18 protein-coding genes and 1 pseudogene are annotated in these 20291 nt (G+C 40.7%); 9 read left to right on the forward strand and 10 right to left on the reverse strand.

The features are described from left to right. Positions 1-12: 12 nt before the first annotated feature. On the reverse strand, positions 13-1074 hold the full coding sequence (locus tag LEP1GSC190_RS11620; RefSeq protein WP_002762796.1) for a D-alanine--D-alanine ligase family protein: 1062 nt from the start codon (positions 1072-1074) through the stop codon (positions 13-15). Beyond that, complete coding sequence (locus LEP1GSC190_RS11625; protein WP_002762704.1) at positions 1067-2329, reverse strand: KamA family radical SAM protein; 1263 nt, start codon at positions 2327-2329, stop codon at positions 1067-1069. The genes LEP1GSC190_RS11620 and LEP1GSC190_RS11625 overlap by 8 nt, the downstream gene beginning before the upstream one ends. Positions 2330-2424: 95 nt before the next feature. On the opposite strand from LEP1GSC190_RS11625, the gene LEP1GSC190_RS11630 reads away from it, so the two are divergent. The 3 genes from LEP1GSC190_RS11630 (at position 2425) to LEP1GSC190_RS11640 (ending at position 5289) form a co-directional block, all read left to right on the forward strand. After that, entirely contained in the window at positions 2425-3099 is a 675-nt protein-coding gene (locus LEP1GSC190_RS11630; RefSeq protein WP_002762690.1) for an HAD family hydrolase, read from the forward strand. A gap of 43 nt (positions 3100-3142) precedes the next feature. Further along, entirely contained in the window at positions 3143-3943 is an 801-nt protein-coding gene (locus LEP1GSC190_RS11635; RefSeq protein ID WP_002762789.1) for a GerMN domain-containing protein, read from the forward strand. A 116-nt stretch (positions 3944-4059) separates the two neighbouring features. Next, a complete protein-coding gene (locus LEP1GSC190_RS11640) occupies positions 4060-5289 on the forward strand; it encodes a GGDEF domain-containing protein (protein WP_002762715.1) in 1230 nt (409 codons plus the stop codon). On the opposite strand, the gene LEP1GSC190_RS11645 is transcribed toward LEP1GSC190_RS11640, so the two are convergent. From LEP1GSC190_RS11645 to LEP1GSC190_RS20310, 4 genes are all read right to left on the reverse strand, one after another. Beyond that, positions 5273-5641, reverse strand: coding sequence for an LIC11299 family lipoprotein (locus LEP1GSC190_RS11645; protein WP_004280286.1), 369 nt, complete (start codon positions 5639-5641; stop codon positions 5273-5275). The two genes, LEP1GSC190_RS11640 and LEP1GSC190_RS11645, sit on opposite strands and share 17 nt — an antisense overlap. A gap of 107 nt (positions 5642-5748) precedes the next feature. Continuing rightward, positions 5749-6849 (reverse strand): cyclic dehypoxanthinyl futalosine synthase, encoded by a 1101-nt coding sequence (gene mqnC, locus LEP1GSC190_RS11650; RefSeq protein WP_004280381.1) that lies wholly within the window; start codon positions 6847-6849, stop codon positions 5749-5751. 303 nt (positions 6850-7152) lie between these two features. Next, on the reverse strand, positions 7153-7440 hold the full coding sequence (locus LEP1GSC190_RS20305) for a leucine-rich repeat domain-containing protein (protein WP_004280532.1): 288 nt from the start codon (positions 7438-7440) through the stop codon (positions 7153-7155). A 214-nt stretch (positions 7441-7654) separates the two neighbouring features. Beyond that, positions 7655-8071, reverse strand: coding sequence for a WGR domain-containing protein (locus tag LEP1GSC190_RS20310; protein WP_004280034.1), 417 nt, complete (start codon positions 8069-8071; stop codon positions 7655-7657). Positions 8072-8305: 234 nt separating this feature from the next. Between LEP1GSC190_RS20310 and LEP1GSC190_RS11665 the strand changes: the two genes are divergently transcribed. After that, on the forward strand, positions 8306-10393 hold the full coding sequence (locus LEP1GSC190_RS11665; protein WP_002762798.1) for a heterodisulfide reductase-related iron-sulfur binding cluster: 2088 nt from the start codon (positions 8306-8308) through the stop codon (positions 10391-10393). A 293-nt stretch (positions 10394-10686) separates the two neighbouring features. Here the strand turns inward: LEP1GSC190_RS11665 and LEP1GSC190_RS11670 are convergent, their stop codons facing one another. The 3 genes from LEP1GSC190_RS11670 to LEP1GSC190_RS11680 form a co-directional block, all read right to left on the reverse strand. Beyond that, complete coding sequence (locus tag LEP1GSC190_RS11670) at positions 10687-11820, reverse strand: sensor histidine kinase (protein ID WP_002762754.1); 1134 nt, start codon at positions 11818-11820, stop codon at positions 10687-10689. Between the two features lie 656 nt (positions 11821-12476). Beyond that, on the reverse strand, positions 12477-12797 hold the full coding sequence (locus LEP1GSC190_RS19815) for a DUF1565 domain-containing protein (RefSeq protein WP_338034142.1): 321 nt from the start codon (positions 12795-12797) through the stop codon (positions 12477-12479). A 720-nt stretch (positions 12798-13517) separates the two neighbouring features. Then, positions 13518-14627, reverse strand: coding sequence for a sensor histidine kinase (locus LEP1GSC190_RS11680; protein ID WP_036035978.1), 1110 nt, complete (start codon positions 14625-14627; stop codon positions 13518-13520). 441 nt (positions 14628-15068) lie between these two features. On the opposite strand from LEP1GSC190_RS11680, the gene LEP1GSC190_RS21285 reads away from it, so the two are divergent. Beyond that, positions 15069-15179 carry a G-protein coupled receptor gene (locus LEP1GSC190_RS21285; protein ID WP_237578300.1) on the forward strand — a complete coding sequence of 37 codons (111 nt, stop codon included), beginning with the start codon at positions 15069-15071 and terminating at the stop codon, positions 15177-15179. 311 nt (positions 15180-15490) lie between these two features. Next, a pseudogene (locus tag LEP1GSC190_RS21290) lies at positions 15491-15668 on the forward strand (sigma factor sigX-regulated lipoprotein SrpA); the annotation flags it as partial. Positions 15669-15822: 154 nt separating this feature from the next. On the opposite strand, the gene LEP1GSC190_RS11690 reads toward LEP1GSC190_RS21290, so the two are convergent. Beyond that, the gene (locus LEP1GSC190_RS11690; protein ID WP_002762739.1) at positions 15823-17424 is read right to left on the reverse strand and encodes a peptide chain release factor 3; all 1602 of its coding nucleotides are present in this window, start codon (positions 17422-17424) and stop codon (positions 15823-15825) included. Positions 17425-17719: 295 nt separating this feature from the next. Here LEP1GSC190_RS11690 and LEP1GSC190_RS19820 point away from each other — a divergent pair, with 295 nt between their 5' ends. The 3 genes from LEP1GSC190_RS19820 (at position 17720) to LEP1GSC190_RS11700 (ending at position 20145) form a co-directional block, all read left to right on the forward strand. Then, positions 17720-17881, forward strand: a complete 162-nt coding sequence (locus LEP1GSC190_RS19820; protein WP_002762764.1) for a hypothetical protein — start codon at positions 17720-17722, stop codon at positions 17879-17881. Positions 17882-18119: 238 nt separating this feature from the next. Further along, positions 18120-19049 carry an ornithine carbamoyltransferase gene (locus LEP1GSC190_RS11695; RefSeq protein ID WP_036035984.1) on the forward strand — a complete coding sequence of 310 codons (930 nt, stop codon included), beginning with the start codon at positions 18120-18122 and terminating at the stop codon, positions 19047-19049. Between the two features lie 103 nt (positions 19050-19152). Further along, the gene (locus LEP1GSC190_RS11700) at positions 19153-20145 is read left to right on the forward strand and encodes an HpcH/HpaI aldolase/citrate lyase family protein (protein WP_002762794.1); all 993 of its coding nucleotides are present in this window, start codon (positions 19153-19155) and stop codon (positions 20143-20145) included. The last annotated feature ends 146 nt before the right edge of the window (positions 20146-20291 follow it).

Here is a 20291-nt window from a genome sequence, read left to right on the forward strand (position 1 = left end):
AAATCCATGACTTTATCTTTGACTTGATAAGGATCTGATTTTCTTTTTGGCATATAAAAATCGATCAGTCTCAAAATCCAAACGGGCTATTTTTAGAATCTCTTGCAACAAGTTTTTTTCGTCCCCTAGGCTCCAACGATAACAAATCGGAAATGTGGAATAAAACGGAGACAAACCGGGAGTAAGATTTATCTCAAGAAAATAAGGATTTCCTAAAGAATCGAGTTTCCAATCCAGTCTTGCAGGACCGGAAGTACCAAGGAAACTACAAAGTAATCGACTCCGTTCCTGAAGGAACATCTCCAAACCGGAAGGACAATCAAATATGAGAGCTTCCGGCATTACACTTTTAGATTTCGTTTTTTCCCCGTAAACCTCTTCTACTTTGAGTTCGTCCCGAAGGAGCAATCTTCCCGCAGAACTGACTCTATAGCCTACAACATTAGATCCCATTACGGAAATCGTATATTCAATTCCTGTTAAATATTCTTCCAAGAGATAAGGAAAAAATTCTTCCGGCCTGGAGGATAACTTAAAACGAAGATCTTTTTCATCGTGAATAATACTTTCCTCTCCGATTCCGAGACTGGAACCTTCTCCAGAAGGTTTTAAAAATCCGGGAAAGGAAAACTCCTTCGAAACCGTAAAATCCGTCTCAGAACGAATTAAAAATCCGGGTACAATCGGAATACCCATCGACTGAGCGAATATTCTCGTTAGATTTTTATCCAAGGACACGTTTTGAGAATAAACGTCCGAACCGGTGTGAGGAAAACCAAACAACTCCGCCGCGGCAGGAATCAAGGACTCCCTGTTTCTGGAACGAAATCCCTCCATCAGATGAAAGAGGACCGGGCGTTTTGTAAAATCCAAGTCGGAATAATGTTTTAACTTTTCTAAAAGTTCATTCGGAGTGGCGACAAGTTCGACTCTTTCCCCAACTTCGCTTAACAATTCTAAAATAGCGTCTACAGATTTCGATGATTCCCATTCCTGTTTGTAGATTTCCGGAAATTCCCCTTCAAACTCATGAAGGTCCGCGTAAACAAGAACTGTCGGCGTTGCATCACGCATTCAATTTTTTCTCTTGGGCACCGAACGCGTTTGGAGAAATTCTTTCCCAAGTTTCCAAAGAGATCTCCGGATAGATTTCTTCCATCGTGGAATCCGGAGGTTCCGGACTTAGATGATAAGATCCGTGTAAAGCGGATCGAAATACGTGCATCCTTTTCGGTTTGTAAAAACCAAGATACCAATCCGGAGTCAACGTAATTTTTCCACCTCCTCCGGGAAGATCATTTACGAACTGCGGAATTCCCATTCCCCCTATTTTTCCTCTCATATAGGAAATGATTTCGATACCTTTTGCAAGCGGGGTTCGAAAACCTCTCGAACCGGGAATCAGTTCCGGATCATACATATAATAGGCACGAACCCTCAACTCTAACAGTTTTTTATGAAGTTCTAACATAATTTTCCCGGAATCATTGATTCCTTTTAGTAGAACACATTGATTTCCGACACTCACTCCGGCTTTGAGAAGTTTTAGGATCGCTTCTTTCGCCTCGGAAGTGCATTCTTTTGCGTGATTAAACTGGGTATTACAAAAGATGGAAAGCCGATGAGTATTGTGAGATTCTATAATATTACAAAGATCTGATGTAATTCGAAACGGAAGCGTGACTGGATTTCGGGTACCAAGCCTGCAGATCTTTACGTGTTCGATCTTTTCCAATCGTTCCAAAATCCAGTCGATCTTGGAATCGCTCAGATTTAGAGGATCTCCGCCGGACAACACCACATCGGTCACTTCCGGACATGTTTCAACGTATTCAAAACAAGCTTCCAAATCCTCCGTAAGCATTCTCTCTTTAGAATCGGAAACCTTACGACCTCTCATACAATGTCTACAATAAACCGAACATTCGTGATTGGTAAAAAGAAGAACTCGATCCGGGTACATGTGAGTTAACCCTTTGACCGGAGACAATCGTTCCTCGTGCAGAGGATCGGGAGATTCTTCCGGAGAAAAAATAGACTCTGCTTCTCTCGGGATGATCATCTTTCGAATCGGATCGTCCGGATCTTCTGGGTCCGTTAGAGAAATGTAATATGGTGTCGCGGAAACATTGAGACGAATCGTATTCTCGATTCCGACTTTTTCACCTTCCGTCAAATCGAAGTAACGCCCCAGCTCAAAACCTTTCACACGATTTTGAAGCTGAGCTTTATAATCGTTCCAATCAAAAGAAGAAAACAACTTGGACCGATTTGCAAAACTTTCTCCCTTAGATTTTTGCGCAAACAGATGCGAATTAGAAGTCTTCATAAGAAGTTCTTCCTATTTTCTCCGACTCCGAGGAAAATCAAGCAAAGGGAAAAAGAAAATGTCAAAAGAATCCGTTTTCAAAAGACTGTCCTTTGATGACTGGTTTTTCCGTCGATTCTCTCAAAGCGCTTGCATTCGATGTAGATGGAACCTTGTTTTCGTCCGAAGGAATGATACTCGAAGTCTACAGAGACTCGATTCAAAATTTTTCCAAAACTTTCGAAATCCAAGTCGATCTTCCGTCCAGAGACCAACTTATGATGGAAATCGGAAAGCCTGTCAAAACCATTTTCCGCAATCTCCTTCCACAATTGAACGAAGAACAAAGAGACTCCATTTCCGATAGTGTGCTTCGTTTTTTATGCGAGAGAATCAAAAAAGGAGAGGGAGAACTCTACCCCTCGGTCAAAGAAACAATCGAATCCCTTGTAAGAAAAGGGTTTCGAATCCTAGCGGCTTCAAACGGACGAAAGCCATATATCGAAACCATCTTGGAAGTAGCGGGAGTTCTTTCCTATTTCGATCCGATTCTTGTCTTAGACAACGAACGAATCAAAACCAAGGGAGAAATCCTGAAAGAATACGTAAAACGAAACGATCTTAAACCGGACGAAATTCTCATGATAGGAGACAGACTTTCAGATCACGAGGCCGCCCGTCAGAACGGTTGTCCGTTTGCGTTTTGTTCGTACGGACACGCTCCTACAGGAGAAATTCCGGACTTTGAATTGGAACTCAAAAACCTCTCCGATCTGAACACAATCCTCTGATTTTTGCCTGTATGGATTCCTCTTTTCTTCCGAAAATGAAAAAGTGCCAGATTCCGAAAAAAGAAAAAATCTCATTTTCATTCTTACCGGAATTATTTTTACGTTAGTACTTTTAGATAAAAGTACAGGATCTGGATTTTCACTTTCCGGAATCGAATTCCGAAATATCGGAAAGATGAGTCCGGAATCCTATCCCAAAGGAAATCTCAATCACAAAGAGCTTATGGATCAAGCGGAAGACGAAATCCTGGGAGAACTTCTTCAAAACGGAAACGTCTCCTCCGAAAATGAAAATTCCATCGAAGAAGATCTTAACGAAGACGACCTCGTTCCAGTCCTCGAACATCCACTTGCATCCGTCAATTTCGAAAACGAATCCCCCCCAACCCCGATACCTACGGACAAAGGAGAATTATCTCTGTATTTCTTGAAATTTTACGGCAAGGGAAACAAAAGTCATTCCAGACTTGTAAAGGTCCTCCGACTTTCCAAGGGCGGGGATAGGGTCAAACTAATCTTAAATTCTCTCATTGCAGGCCCGGTTTCCCAGGAAAAGGAAAAAGGAATTCTAAATTCCATTCCGCAAAACCTACATTATGACGGAGATTATAGAATTGAAGAAGGGATTTTAAAACTCTCTCTGAGCAGCGATTTAGAAAGAGGGGCCGGACCGGAACTTTTAAAAGACCGGATCGATCAACTCACTTATAGCCTCATGGAAAATCTTCCAATTCGAGGCATCCAGCTTAGGATCAACGGCAAATTCGTACGATCTCTCGGTGGGGAGGGAGTGCCTTTGCCCTCTCTTCTGACAAAAAACCCTAGAAAGATCGTCGTTTTTTAATCGTCAAAGAACGTATAGTACAAAGTCATTCAAACGGATTTATAAATCCTGATTGTTTAAACAAAATCGCTTCTAAAATGAGGAGGTTAGATCCTATTTGGTCCTTTATAAAACACATGAGATTTTCGTTAGGAAACAATCAAAAAATAAAGTTACTTGCCCGGAGAGTTTTTTTTAATCCGCTTACGGATGATTATTTGAGAATCTATCAACCGGAAATCAAAAGAGCCACGGTCATCTATTTCTTTTTTTGTATTGGAATCAGTCTTATCGCAGCTTTGGTCCCGGACGGAGAATCCGGGCTCGGTAAAGAAAATCGAATCCTTGCCTATTCGCGTTTAACGGTCGTCCTTTTGTCCGCTTTTTTCGCATTTTTGCTTATAAAATGGAAATTTTTATTCCGTAAAAAAATCGAGAGATATAGCATTCTCTCTTCGGGAGTGATCGTGCTTTCTATTCTCCCCTACGTCTTCTTTGATTCGGGAAGAATGGAACTTTACTTTCATTTTTATACAACCCTAGTCGTAAGCGGAAATATTCTTCTTTGGTTCACCGGAACGACCGTAATCTTTTTCAACGTATTTTTCTATCTTTCCCTGGTTTTGTGTACAACTCTGACCGGAAACGCAAAAGCGTTACAACACGATTTGGCTAACGTATTGATTTATCTTTTTACAGGTGTATTCGGAAATCTTTTGATCAACTTCTGGAGAGTGATGGATCATCGTGCAAAGAAAAAACTGCAAAGAGCGGTGAATAAGCTCAGGGAGAAGAACATCCAAATCGAAAAAATTTCCAAGGTGGACGAACTCACCAGACTTTACAATCGAAGATATCTAATTGAACAATTCGAACTTTTTCTCAAAAGGGCGCAACGCTATCGATTCTCTCTCGCGATGATCATCTTAGATATGGATTATCTCAAGGAGATCAACGATTCTTACGGACATTTGGCGGGAGACTTGGCGCTTCGTACAATTTCAGACGTGATGAAACAAAGAGTAAGGGCAACCGATATCTGCTCCAGAATTGGAGGAGATGAATTTTGTATTCTTTTGGACGCGATCAAAAAGGATGATCTCGTTCAACTCTGCGAAAAATTAAGAATGGAAGTCGCCGAAAAAGAATTATCCTATCGGACTCCAAGTGGGGATCCAGTTAAAATTTCCGTTTCCATCGGTGCCTGTATTCTCAGTCCGATGGAAGAGTTCAGTTTCGACGATATTTATCATTCTATCGATTCAGCTCTTTACGAATCCAAGAAAAAAGGAAGAAATCGAGTTTCTTTTATCGAACCGGGCCACTACTTTCCAAAAATGAATCCAGGAACTACGGCTGCTTCTTAGGAACGGGAAGTTCGTAACGAAACGTGATTTGGCAATAGGCTCCGTCGTCTATATATTTCGTGTCGATCGCTTCCATAAAGAACAGTCTGTTCTTTTGTTCGGGTTCCAATTCTTCCAATTTATGCCCCGCGATGGATTTTGCGGCAGTACAAGAAGTATTCTTCATTTTAAATAGATCGTTCTCTTCCACGGAACTGGAAGAAGCTCCACCAATCGCAACGAGCCTATATTTGTGAGGACCTAAGATCTCTACAGTCACTCCCGTATCAACGTGAACTCTTACTTTCACTTGCTTTGTACAGGAAGTAAACGCGAACAAAAACACAAGCATACAGTTTAGAATTTTTATCATCTTATCTCCCTAAAGACATTCTTCAATTTTTTAAAAGCAAATTTTCTTTTTAAGACTCTCCTCGTACCAAAACGGATCTCATTTTCCATTCGGAAAAGTTCAAACGATCAGAGGGTCTGCGTCAATTCGTTTCCATAACGATCATAGTTATAGAAAAGATCTCTTCGTTTCGGTGTAAATCCACCTTCTTTCAAAAACTTAATCGCTTCTTTTTCGGTTTTGAGTCCGTAAGACCGAAGAACGTTTTCCTCGATAACCACGGAGGATATATCGTCTGCACCACTCGTGAGAGCCAATTGTCCAACTCCTTTCCCGAGAACCATCACCGAAGTTTCGATATGTGAAATGTTATCCAAAAAGATTCTGCAAATTCCCAGTACCTTTAGATATTCCTGAGTTGCAACCGCGCGGACCTTGAATCGTTTCGTCTGTGGTTGAAAGGTCCAAGGAATAAAAGATAAAAATCCCCCGGTTCTATCCTGAAGATTTCGTACAACGCTTAAATGTTCTATGACTTCTTCCTGAGTTTCTTCGGAACCGAATACGATGTTTGCGCTTCCGGGAAGTCCCACTTCATGGCAGGTTTCCATCGCACGTACCCATTCCTCCGTAGTCGCTTTTTTCGGTGAGATGATGTTTCTCATTCTATCGGTTAAAATTTCCGCTCCGGCTCCCGGAACAGAATCAAGTCCCGCTTGTTTTAGAATCCGAAGAACTTCCTTAAGTGAAAGCCCGGTAATCTTTTCCAAATTGATGATTTCCACCGGAGAAAAAGCGCGAATGTGCATGTCCGGATATTTTTTTTTCACGGAAACGATCACATCCAAATAATAATCGAACGAAAGATTCGGGTACACCCCGCCCTGAAGAAACATCTGATCAGCCCCTTCACCGACCGCATAGTCCATTTTCTCCAAAATTTGTTCCGTAGAAAGAACGTAACCTTTCCCGTTTCCAATCTCATCCATAAAAGAACAGAAACTACATTCTACATTGCAGTAATTTGTATAATTCACGACTCGAAACATCGTATAACTTGCATGTGTACGAGGGAGAATTTTTTCCCGAAGTGCACGAGCCGTAGCCATGATCTTGAGATAATCCCCTTCCCGATAAAGAGTCAGAGCTTCCTCGGGAGCAATCCGATTCCCATCCAAAGCTTTTTCCAAAATCCGATCTGCAGGTTGTGGTGAAAAAATGGTTGCCACATTTGCTCCTTATGGGTTGTTCCAAAATCTGAGAGGAACCGATTCCGAATTTGCATCCTCTTTTTAGATTTTCATTTCAATCTAACCGCGGAGTACATTTGAAATTCCCCACAATTGTAAAGTTAAAAATCCCTTAAACAGAACGTCCAGTTCCAAAAGAGAATTTATTTCAAAATTTACGCCTTATCGTGTGGGAATCAGTAGTTTCCACATTTTGTTTTTACGAAAGAAATGAACCACATTAACGTAGTAGCCCGATTTTTAGAACTTGTGGAAATAACTACATTTTTGCAATTCCGATCTTTAGAACGAGATTTTCACATCGGGGCATAATTTCTCAAACTTCGCTAAATTTTCTTTGGGGAGTTTCAACGACACTTGCAATTCTTTTAATTTTTTTAAACCGACCAAAGGAAGAATATCCTGGATCGGATTGTCGGCTAACCAAAGAGTTTCTATTTTTGAAAGTGGAGAAAGCGGGGAAACATCGGAGATTTTATTTTTATTGAGATAAAGCGCATTTAAATTTTTGCACTGAGAAAGAGGAGTCAGATCCTTGATTGAATTATTCGATCCGCTAAAAACTTTCAAATTAAGAAGTTTCGACAAAGATCCAAGATGTCTTGATTTCTCTCCACATTCAATACAGCCAAGCCAGACGCTCGTTTGATTCCGTCCAAAGAAGAAAGTTTAGGATTCCCCAAGTTATACTATCAAAGTATCCAAAGCCAGCATTTTATCCAACGGAACCTCTGCTAAAGAAGTCAACCCCTCGAACCTAACTTCGGTACCTTGACTCAACTTTTCATCGGAAGGTGTAAGCGGACAAAACTCCGTCTTCCGAAAGAGAATATATGTTAGATTCAGTTGCAGAATCCCTTTCGTCCAAAATCCAGAATAGATATTTCCACCATTCATTTTTTCCCTGCTTGGGAACCGCAGTTTTAGCGTCAGGGATGCGTTCTGCGGATTTATTCTTTTGAGAAGACTTATTTTGATTCGTTTTAGCGCCTTTTTTTGCCAAGTAACCTTTTTTGAGTTTTTCGTTGAAAAGTTTTTGCGCTTCTTTCAAACACGCGGTTTCGTCTTTAAATTTCTTCGTCTGTGTTTGCCCCGCCCCTCCTATTTTACCATAAGTTATAGTAAATGTATTTCCAGTGATATCGATGCTCCAAAATTTATCCGACTTTTCGTCTTTGTAAATAGAGATCAGTAAAAGCAATGATTTAATTTAGATGGCTCGAACCAAAATAATAGACGACCAATTGACCTATCGTTTCATTCACTTTTTTTTGCAGTTGGAAACATCTTCTAGAAACGAAATTCTTTAACGAGACTGAAACTCAATCCGGAACTTAGCTCTAATACTCTGCTTTGAAAATTCCTCGACAAGTAGGTTCTCGATTCCTACGCTGTAAATCATTCACCAATTCACAAGAAAGGGTAACTCATTCATATGGCAATTTCACAAATCGCCTTTCATCTGATTTTCACAGTCCTATTCGTAATCGCGAATGTAGTTTTTATCCGTGCAATCCTCTACCGTCTGAGATTGATTTTCAGCGCGAGAAAAGCCGCGGGAACGGAAAACTTTTTGGAAAACCCGAACTGGATTTTCCGAATCAACAGCTTTATTCAAAACGTAATTCTTCAAAAAAAGAATTTCAAAGAGCCTCTTCGAGGAATCATGCACGCGTTTATCTTTTACGGTTTCGTCGTGTATACCATTCACACTACGAGTCAGATGATCGCAGGTATCATCGGATACGGAATGGATGATCCTTATAAATTCTCCCTGATCGGTTTTTTATTCGGAGAAAGCACGGGACATGCCTACGAGTCCATCGTCCAAGTCGTTTCCATCCTCGTTTTAATCGGTCTCGGCTTTTTCGCTTGGAGACGATGGATTCAAAAAGCGAAAGGGCTGGACGTTCATTCTCCCGCTTCCGCGATCGTAATCGGAATGATCTCTCTTTTGATGATCTCCACTCTTTTAGGAGAAGGGGCAAAAGCAGTCGGAGCAGTTTACGATAGTCCAACCGAAAACGCTTCTTTGATTGCGGCGGGGGTCGGCGCAATCTGGAAATCGATCGGCATAGAATATTCCTCTGCGGACGTAGTCGTTCAGATCATGTGGTGGATCCATATTCTTTCTGTGTTTTCCTTTATGCTTTACGTTCCTACTTCCAAACACGCCCACCTAATCTTTGCACCATTTAATTATTTTCTCCAATCCGATACTCCGAAAGGAGCTCTTTCTAAACTTAATTTAGAAGATGAGAATGTAGTCTGGGGTGTGAACCGTGTAGAAGACTTTCCTTGGCCTAATCTTCTGGACGGAATGTCTTGTATCGAATGTGGTCGTTGTCAAGTTCAATGTCCCGCTAATAGAACCGGAAAAGTTCTGAACCCGAAAGCAATCATCGCAGATCTCAAACACGCGCTTTTGGACAAGATGCCGGAAGTTGCAAAAATCAGAGCCGAAGAAACCGATGCGACTATTGCGGCTGAAAAAATCGCCGCTTTGGATACAGGAGTGATCAACAACTATGAAGGTCTTTCCGAAGAAGCTCTCTGGGGTTGCACTACTTGCTACGCTTGTGTGGAGGCCTGCCCTGTCGGAAACAATCAAGTCAATGCGATCATGGAAATGAGAAGACATTTGGTTCTTGCGGAATCCAAGTTTCCTGTAGAACTCCAAAACGCTTTTGTGAATATGGAAAACAATTCGAACCCTTGGGGCGTGGGAGCTCACACAAGAGCGGATTGGGCGGAAGGTCTAGGCGTCAAAACCATGGCGGAAGATTCCAACGTAGATATTCTCTATTGGGTAGGATGTGCGGGCGCTTTCGACGATAGAAACAAGAGTATCGCGAAATCTTTCGTTAAAATTCTTCAAAAGGCGGACGTGAAATTCGGAATCCTCGGAACCGAAGAAAACTGCTCCGGCGACTCCGCGAGACGAGGCGGTAACGAGTATCTTTATCAAACTCTCGCACAAGCGAACGTGGATACGATGAACGGATACAATGTGAAAAAAGTAGTAACTGCTTGTCCCCATTGTTACAACACAATCAAAAACGAATATCCTCAGTTCGGTGGAAATTTCGAAGTGGTTCACCACTCCGAATTCATTAACGATCTCGTGAAAGAGAAAAAACTCGACGTGAAAACTGCGGAAGACGCTTCTTCCGGTAAATACACGTATCACGATTCCTGCTACATCGGACGTTACAACGACAACTACGAAAATCCGAGAGACGTGGTGAAAAAAGTTTCCGGCGGTAAACTCGCGGAACCTTCCGATCACCATACGAAAGGTCTCTGCTGCGGCGCAGGCGGGGCTCAGATGTGGATGGAAGAACAAAACAACGACAGAGTAAACATTAAACGAACCAAACAACTTCTCGACACCGGCGCGACCACAATCGCAACCGCTTGTCCGTTCTGCGTAACCATGATTACCGACGGCGTAAAACACGAAGGAAAGATCGAAGAAGTAAAGGTAAAAGACATTGCAGAATTGGTCGCAGACAACATCTAACAACCAATTCTACTTTAGAATTTTCTAAATTAAAAAAGCCGCAATCACTTGCGGCTTTTTTAATTTTCGATCGCGGCACTCCTTCCTTTATTTCCCTCCGGAAAGGATAGAACAAACCTTCGGGATTTCTATCTCAAAAAACAATCCTTCAATCAAACCCAATCGCGATCAGAATCATCCGTAAAAACGCGCCGATTTCCAAGAGAAACACAATTAAAAATTTAGAATATACACTTTGAAGATCTGTTTCAAATTCCGAAACCGATTCATTTTTTTTCGTTAAGAAATAAAGATCAAAATTCCAGGACGGCGACGAGTCCGTTGTCGTTGAAAAATTTTATGTTGGCGCGAATTTGTTTGGTTAAGATATGAACTAACGTAAACCCTGTCGTCTTCTGCTTTCTCATATCTATGGGCAAAGGAATTCCGGTTCCGTTGTCCTTAATGGTCAAGTTATAGTTTTTGCTTGTTTTCGAAAAAAAAATCTCGATATTCGGCTCCTTCGCTTCTTTGAACGCGTGCGTAAAGGAATTGTTCAAAAGCTCGTTGAAGATCATCGCGCAAGGAATCGCAATTTCAATCGGAAGTTCAATTTGTTCGGAATGATTTAGAACGTTCACCTTGGAATCCTTGTGTTTGTTCTTTAGATTCTCCACGATTCTTGCAATGACTTCGGAAAATTCTATCTTATGATAGTTGTCCGATTTGTACAAATAGTTATGCACTTCGGACATCGCAAGAATTCGGTTCTGAAACTCGAACAAAACCTTTTTCGAATCCGACCAATCGTTTTTATGCAGATCCGCAAGTCCGCATAATACCTGTAGATTATTTCTCACCCTGTGATGAATTTCCTTGATCAGCTCGTCCTTTTCCTTGATATACAAATTCAAAAGATTGACCGTCAAAACGGACATCAGCGTAAAAAACAAAAAACCCAAGACGGAATCCACGGCGAAACTCGTCTTCAATCCCCCGTTCCCGTACATTCTGTAAAGAAAAATATACATTAGAAAAAAAGAATATAATGAAACGAATATGGTCGTCCGTATGTTCGTAAAAAGAAGAAATATGATGACGAGTATCGGTAGGCTCAATACATGATTTCCTTCCAGGTCTCCAAAAAAAATTCCGAGAGTGATTCCGAGTAGAACAGAAGCCAGAGTTATCAAAATGGCCCACCAGAAACGTCCGGAAAGGATAAGAGCGATTGAAATTCCAGAGGCGGTGATTAGAAGAACAAAACTCGGACGATACGTGAGTTCTCCTTCGTAGACGAAGACTGAAAACGTGATTCCGGCAAATACGAACGCGATCGTGTTGAAGATAAACAGATAGACAGCCCGTACTCGAACGAGAAAATTCTCCTCCGCATACATTTTTTGAATTCTTTTTAAGAACATAAATCCTCTCGCCCAATCCATCATAGACCGAATTTTTCGAAAAATCCTTCATTTTTAAAAAAGCGCCAACCTCTATTCTGAAGTTTCATTCTTAAAGATTCCCATAAAACCGATAGCTTCTTTCAAAAATAGATTCAGCGCAAATGTTTTCCGTCGAATATGGGATTCGACGACGAGCAAACCAATTGAGATTTACGATCCATCTTCTGAGAAAAAGCGTGTGCAAGGAAAATACAAAAAACAGGCGGGGACTTCGAAAGGCCGGATGGAATGAGAAGCCATCTCAAAAACATTTTAAAATATTTGGGATCAACATTGAAACAAAGATAAAGTATTTTTGAGATAGTTCACAATCGCCAAAACGAAAGTTTTTAAAACCTTATTCATAAAAACCAAGTCCGATTTAAGAAATCAGTTACAATATACCATCTAATCCGCTAAAAATATCCAATTCAAATCTATAAAGTTGGGCTTGTGACACATATTCAGTTCGTTTGAGCTTCTATCTGCTTTTATCCCCATAGAGTTTTAAGTAAGTAAAAAAAATCCAGATCATATAACATTACGAAAATCGTTCAAACGAAAAACCCGACTGCAAAAGACGAGCGAATGCAGTCGGGATTTCAAAAATAAATCTTACAACTCACATAAAAATGTGAGGCAATGAACAAACAAAAACCTTAAGGCGTGCACAATGACGGAGCTACCAGATAGGAGTTATCCAAATGAACATTGGTCAAACTATTATCGTTATAAATGTCTGCAGACACTGTAAAATTGGAGGTTTCAACCGTAGGAGGCTTATGACCCCAAGTATTGTTATTTGCATACAAATCGGGTAACCAATTGTTTCCGACTAAATTCGGATTTACAACCATATCATACATTGTATTGCAATAGAGCCAATTTCGTCCGACACTTCCCATAGTATCACCGCCTAAATCCAATCTAGAATCGAACGTATAAACTCCATAAGAGTTGTTATTGAATATATCCCTCAGCGTTCCCTTTACTTTGTTCGTCGACGAGTATCGTTACACCATCTGCAATTTTAATCGGAAATACTTCGCCTCATGTCGCATTATACGTTCCCGCCGCGACCAAGATACGTCCGCATTTACCGCTAAAGACGCGGCCTTTGTGATGGTCTTAAAAGGAAGAGAAGGTACAATTCCGGAATTGGAATCACTCCCAAAGCGTCGACGTAATACGTAGTACCAGAAAACACAATCGCAGACGATCCTCTGAAGATTATTTGTAAGATCCAACGAAATCTTACCAGAAAGTAACGTAAGCAAAGTGGAAACTTCTTTTCCCCCGTTGCCTTGTTCCGCGCATCCGTCTAATCATAGTAAGACGATAATCCAAATACTGAAGATTTGTTTCATTTTTTTCCTTATCAAGGGGGCGGAGTATAAAATAAAATTACAAATTTGTCAACACAATTCTAATAAAAACAAATATAGTTTCTGAATAAACGTATATCAATTTATAGAATTCTTTTATTAGGTCCTATAATCAGGCTTTTAAGATTTAAGATATATCTAACGTTCCACCACCCAATCGCTTTGAATACAAAACGAATGATCGTTTGTATATTCTATCTACACCCGAAGCGCTTGCAAAATTTTATGTTCGACCATTGCCTCGAAAATTCAAATCAACACTTGGATGAGATTTTGAAACGTATATCTATACTTTGAAAATTATCCAAAACCAGATCAAAATTCTAAAACGGCGACCAAACCACGATCGTTAAAAAGTTCAAAATTGGCTCGAATTTGTTTGGAAAGAATATGAATCAAAGTAAACCCCGTCGTATTCGGTTTTTTCAAATCAACCGGGGTTGCCATTCCCACTCCATTATCCTTTATGATTAATTTGTAATTTTCTCCGTTTTTAGAAAAACGAATCTCTATGTTCGGATCCTGCGATTCCTTAAAAGCGTGCGTCAATGAATTGTTCAAAAGTTCGTTGAAGATCATCGCACAAGGAATTGCCGTTTCAATCGGTAGATCGATTTTTTCCGAATAATTACGGATGACTACTTTTAATTCCTTATGTTTATTTTTCAGATTTTCTATGATTCTTTCGATCACATTTGCAAATTCTATACTATGATAATTATCCGTTTTGTACATATAATTATGCACTTCCGACATCGCGAGAATTCGATTCTGGAATTCGAATAATACTCTTTGCAAATCCGATTTGTCGTCTCTATGAAGATCCGCAAGTCCGCTCAGAACTTGAAGATTATTCCTCACCCTGTGATGGATTTCCTTGATCAATTCGTCTTTTTCCTTAATGTAAGAATTCAAAAGATTGACCGTTAAAAAGGCAAGAATCGTAAAAAGAAAGAAACCCAATACGGAGTCTACAACAAAAACACCGTTTAACGCATTTCTCAATTTGAGCTTGTATAAAAACAAACACATTAAAACAAGCGAATATAAAGAAACATAAATCGTCGTTCGAATATTTGTGAATAACAAAAATAAGAGGACAAGAATGGAAAGACTAGGCAGGACGTTTCCGACAGGATTTCCGAAAAGTAACGCCCAAGCAACCCCTATCGCCACCGAAAACAGCGTAATAACCAACGCTTTTTTATATTGTCCTAGCCAGAGCAACAAAATTGCAACGAACGATGCGGATATGAATAGTATAAAGCTAGGACGGTAAGTTTTTTCATTCTCATAGAAAAAAAAAGTAAATGTTAAACTAGCAAAAGTAAAAACTGCCGCATTAAAAAAAAGTAAGTATAAAGCTCTCACTCTTAAGATAAACGACTCTTGCGCGTAAATGCGTTGGAATTTTTTTAAAATCATATTTTCCTAAAAAACTGATCTTTTCCGAAATTATACCGTTCTAAAAATTCATTTACAATTCCAAAATTGTAATTCGTATCAAGTTGAATTTCAAGTTTTTATCCTTTCGTGTAAAACCTCTCTAAACCTTGAGAAAATTTTAAAACAATACTTTCGATGTAGTTTCTCTTTTTTCTTTAAAGCCATCTCAAAAACCATTCATTTACTCTCGAAAAGCTGCTCTTTATCTTTTGAAATCCATTCTTGAGTAATTTTCTACCATTTTTTCAAAATAACTCATTACGCCGTATAACAACATCTTGAAAACCGGTAAAAAACTTTTGAAGTAAAACTAAAAAAATAACCTACCGGTCATAAAACTCAGTTTTTTCCAATATTACATGTCTCACTCTCGTTCGAGTCTCTCTATATTTCTTCTGAATTTCATTGAAGGTTTACACGATGAAACAAAATAAAAACCAATTGCAGAGAGAAAGGTTGACGATTACGGTTTTCGCAATTACGGCATTATTCTTGGTTACAAATTGTAAAAAAGAAAAAGACGGACAATAACGAACTGTTGTTGATGGCCGCGCTTTTTTCAGGTCCGAACGGGACGGCGGAGTATGTACTGCATTTACCAAAATAAGTATAACGGGACTCAAGCGGCACAATGAAGACAGATCTTCGGATAAACCAAATCCCACAGAATGAAAAAAACAACTACGATCGAATCGGATTGGTCATCAGGACATTCAGGTATTATTTTAATCCGACTGATCTTTTCGAAAACGTGTACTGTTACGTGGATTTGATTCTGAACAAACCCGCTGCCTTCCGTGTTCCCTGGCACAGAAGGCGTCGCTTTTACGGAAAGAGGAGACGTTTCTAAGATACTTTTCTGGGATCTACCTCTGCGGACAACGTTTTCTCTCCTCAATTGGATACGGCAGAAGACCAAATGCAACAAGCGGAGAAGATAACCTGGCTACGAACGCCAGAAGAAACTTGATCTTTCATTTACCTACAATCCTAAGCGAAATGAAAGTATCCAAATATTAGAAAAACGGAAATAAAAACCCGGTAAAAAATAGGCGAAGGACTTCTAAAAGTATCTTCGCCTCAAAGACATCTGGTGCAAATACAATATCTAAGACTTCAAAAAAAATTGAATTCTTACTATCTTAAAAACTTTTTTCACCGTTCGAAAATTTCGTTATACAGTCGGAGGATAATCTAAAAGAGTTATTTCAGGATTTTTCTTCTGAAAATACCCCTTATCCCATTCCGTATCGAAGAGAAGAGCGGCCCTACCTCCCCGATCGGTGACCAGATTGGCCGAAGAAGGAACCTTTGCCAAGTCTTCCCGGCCGATCCAACAAGAGATTATATAAGGAAGAACGGTGATCGTAGAAGGGGCGTTGTATTCGTCCAAGAGTCTTCTTCGAAATACTTCGAACTGAAGTTGCCCCATAGCGCCGATAATGGGTAGACCTCCACCGATCGTCTGAGAAGAAAACAAATGAAGGATTCCTTCTTCGGCAAGTTGTTCGATTCCTTTTCGAAAGCTTTTCATACTCGCCGTATCGGTGGACGAAATCGTTGCAAAAAGTTCGGGCGCAAATACGGGAAGAGATTTTAAATCAGGAACCTTAGAAGAAGCGACTATATCTCCGATCGCATAGGTTCCCGGATTTACGAGACCGATGATATCCCCCGGGTACGCCTCATCGACCGTATTTCTATCTTGACCGAAAAAAGCAAAAGAAGAGGAAAGTTTCACAGACTTTCCCAATCTTCCATGAAGCACGTTCAGTCCTCTTTCAAACTTACCGGAAGTCACTCTTAAAAACGCAATTCTATCTCGGTGCTGACGATTCATGTTCGCCTGTACCTTAAAGATAAACCCGCTAAACGGAGTATGGATCGGATCCAAACGAGATCCGTCTTTTAACGGAAAAAATAACGGCGGGGGAGCAATTTTAATGAACTCATCTAAGAATAATTGAATTCCGAAGTTGTTCACGGCGGAGCCGAAGAAAACGGGAGTAATTTTAGAATCCAAAAAATCCTTTTGATTGAATTCCGAAATTCCACCTTCTACAAGTTCCAATTCCTCCCGAAAAGATTTGATAACCCAGTCTTCGAATCTTGAATCCAGTTCTGGATCATTTACACCCGAGGTTTGAAAGGAAGATTTTTGACTTCCTCCGGGAGTCTTATCATATGTTAGAATTTTCTTATCTTTGCGGGAATAAACTCCGCTGAAATCCACACCGGTTCCGATCGGCCACACCATAGGCACGGCGGAAATGCCAAGAACCTTTTCAATCTCATCCAGAAGAACGAAAAGATTTTTCGTAGGTCTGTCCATCTTGTTAATGAAAGTTACAATTGGAATTCCACGATCTCTACAAACTTTGAATAACTTGATCGTCTGAGGCTCGACCCCCTTTCCAGCGTCGAGCACCATCACCGCGGTATCTGCTGCGATCAAAGTGCGATATGTATCCTCCGAAAAATCTTCGTGACCTGGAGTATCCAATAGATTGAGAACATGTCCGTTGTATTCGAACTGAAGTGCGGCGGAGGTGATAGAAATCCCTTTTTCTTTTTCCATCTCCATCCAATCGGAGGTAGCGGCTTTCCGATTCTTACGAGCCTTAACAGCTCCTGCGAGTTGGATTGCACCTCCATATAGAAGAAGTTTTTCTGTAAGGGTCGTTTTTCCTGCATCCGGGTGAGCGATGATTGCAAATGTCCTCCTTCTTCGAGTTTCCTCTTCGATGGATTGATTTTGTTCTACTGTCTCGCTCATTACTTTGCCCCGCGTCTTTCCAGATTTTCTTTACAAAGTCGACTGTCAGCAATTAAAACGAAGCGATCCTTGTGGGAATTCCCACATCTTTCGTAAAACGATTCGATCCCACCCATGTGAGAAACCTTGGCGAATTTTTCTCTATAAAAAATTGAGTTTTCTTCAAGGAAAATTCCCACCCTAATTTTGTGGAAGTTCCCACAACTCCCGCTTTTATCCATTCGTATTGTTCGAGTAAATAGAATGTAACAGAGATCCGCTATATTCTTTGCATCAATACAAGGCAGGTAAACAGATGGAAAAAATTCCCCTTAACCCCTCAAGAGATCTCCAAGATTTGAAACTACAAATAGACGGATTCAGCGATCCTTTCGAAAGAGGGTTTATACTTGAAATCCAATTTCATCAGAAGACGCGCTTCCCGGATATTCTTATCGCTTTAGAACTCGCGTCTTGACCGGAATTTTCTTTTCTTTCCGTATTTGTTACTGCTTATAAGATCTGTATCTCAAGAGGCCTCCGAGCTTAGAGAGTGATAAGTATTGGGTTTTTGAAGTAACGAAGCAAACGCTTCTATAGAGAATCAGTGTGGTCAACTCAAACAAACGCCTCTCTAAGAGTCGGCGTTTACCTTATTTTTTGGTCTTTTTCATTTACGAAACGACTCCGATTTTGTTTTTTGTACATAAATCAGTATGTCTGAAAGTAACATAAAACACTTGATTTCCTGGGAAGATTGGTCGGATTCCGAAATCCTTGATCTGCTAAACTTTGCAATCCATGTAAAGAAAAATCGAGTCAACTATGCAGGCCATCTAAGCGGCCGATCCCTCGCCATGCTCTTTCAGAAAACCTCCACAAGAACCAGGGTTTCTTTCGAAGTCGCCATGACCGAAATGGGAGGGCACGGAATTTACCTGGATTGGATGGCGTCTAACTTTCAACTTTCCGATATCGACCTAGAAGCAAGATATCTTTCCAGAAACGTTTCCGTCATCATGGCCCGTTTGAAAAAACATGAGGATCTTCTTTCAATGAAAAACGGCTCTCAAGTTCCGGTCATCAACGGATGCGATAACATGTTTCATCCTTGTCAATCTCTCGCGGATATCATGACGATCGCGCTCGACGACCCGGAACGTCCCCTCGACCAAACGAAACTGACTTACGTCGGAGTTCATAACAATGTGGTTAACTCCCTCATAGGAATCACTTCCGCGCTCGGAATCCATCTCACTCTCGTAACGCCTATCAAAGAAAATATTCATCCCCAGACTGTGGAAAGAGCCAAGTCGAAAGGAACTCTTACTTGGGAACAAAATCTGGAAAAGTCGGTAAAAGATGCGGACTACGTCTACACGGACACTTGGCTCGACATGGAATTTTTCAACGATCCTTCTTACGTGGATAAGAAAGAACAAAGAATGGAGTTGATGATGCCATATCAAATCAATTCTTCTTTGATGGAAAAAACGAACGCGAAAGTAATGCACGATATGCCAATCCATGCGGGTTATGAAATCACAAGAGAAGTCGTTTTAAGTCAAAGATCCATCATCTTTCAACAAGCGGAAAATCGTTTGGATGCCCAGAAGGCAGTCATTCTCAAACTCCTGGAAACTTGATACTTCGGAAAATCGGTTTACAGAGGCCCGCACTTTCGAAACCTGTATTTAGAGCCTTTTCACCCTCACTTGCAGGCTCGAAACCAGAATTAAAGGTATCTCTATGTCTAAATTGACTCATCCAAGAGAGGCGCTCTTCGAAGGAGAAAAGCCTTTCCCTATCATTCCTGCTTGTGAACACTTTGCAGGTTCCGAAAAGCTGATTACAAAAGCGCTCGAACTCCAAAATAAACTCGGCGGTCTTTTCGACATCACGATGGACTGCGAAGACGGAGCACAAACCGGAAAAGAAAAAGAACACGCGGAACTGATTGTCCGTCTTCAAAATAGCGAACTCAACAAACACAAAATGAGCGGCGTCAGAATCCACGACTATACAAACGCATTCTGGAAACAAGATGTAGACATCATCGTTCCGGGCGCGGGAGAAAAAATCGCATACATCACCATTCCAAAACCGACCCGCGCGGCTCAGGTAGAGGAAATGATCACTTACATTCAAAAGTCCGTTCAGAAGGCGGGAATCAAAAGGGAAATTCCGATTCACGTATTGATCGAAACCAACGGCGCCCTTCAAGAAGTCGAAAAAATCGCGGCTCTTCCTTGGCTACAGGTTCTTGACTTTGGTTTAATGGACTTTATCTCCGGACACCACGGAGCAATTCCAGCTTCTTGTATGAAAAGCCCTGGGCAATTTGAACACGAACTTTTGAGGAGAGGAAAAGCGAACCTAGTCGCGGCGGCTCTTGCAAATGGAGTGATTCCTGCTCACAACGTGACTCTTGATCTTAAAAATCAATACCAAACGTACAAAGACGCAAAACGCGCTCATGATGATTTCGGCTTTTTAAGAATGTGGTCGATCTATCCGACTCAGATCCAGGCGATCCTTGATGCAATGGCTCCGGATTACAGCGAGGTTCAAACCGCTGCTGAAATCCTCATCCAAGCACAAAATGCGGAATGGGGACCAATTCAATATGCGGGAGATCTTCACGACCGTGCGACTTACAGATATTTTTGGGAAATTCTTCAAAAGGCAAAACTTACCGGAATTTCCGTCCCTGAAGAGGCAAATAAAAGATTTTTCAACTGATTTCGAATCGAATTTCGTAAAAATAAAAAAGCCGCAATTTATATGCGGCTTTTTTTATATTCCATTTTCGGATGAAGTTAAAAAACAATTTCTTACACTCGAACCTCTTACCGAGTTATACACCAATCAAGATCCAATTTTAGGTT

The sequence above is a fragment of the Leptospira mayottensis 200901116 genome, assembly GCF_000306675.2.
Taxonomy (GTDB): Bacteria; Spirochaetota; Leptospiria; order Leptospirales; family Leptospiraceae; genus Leptospira; species Leptospira mayottensis.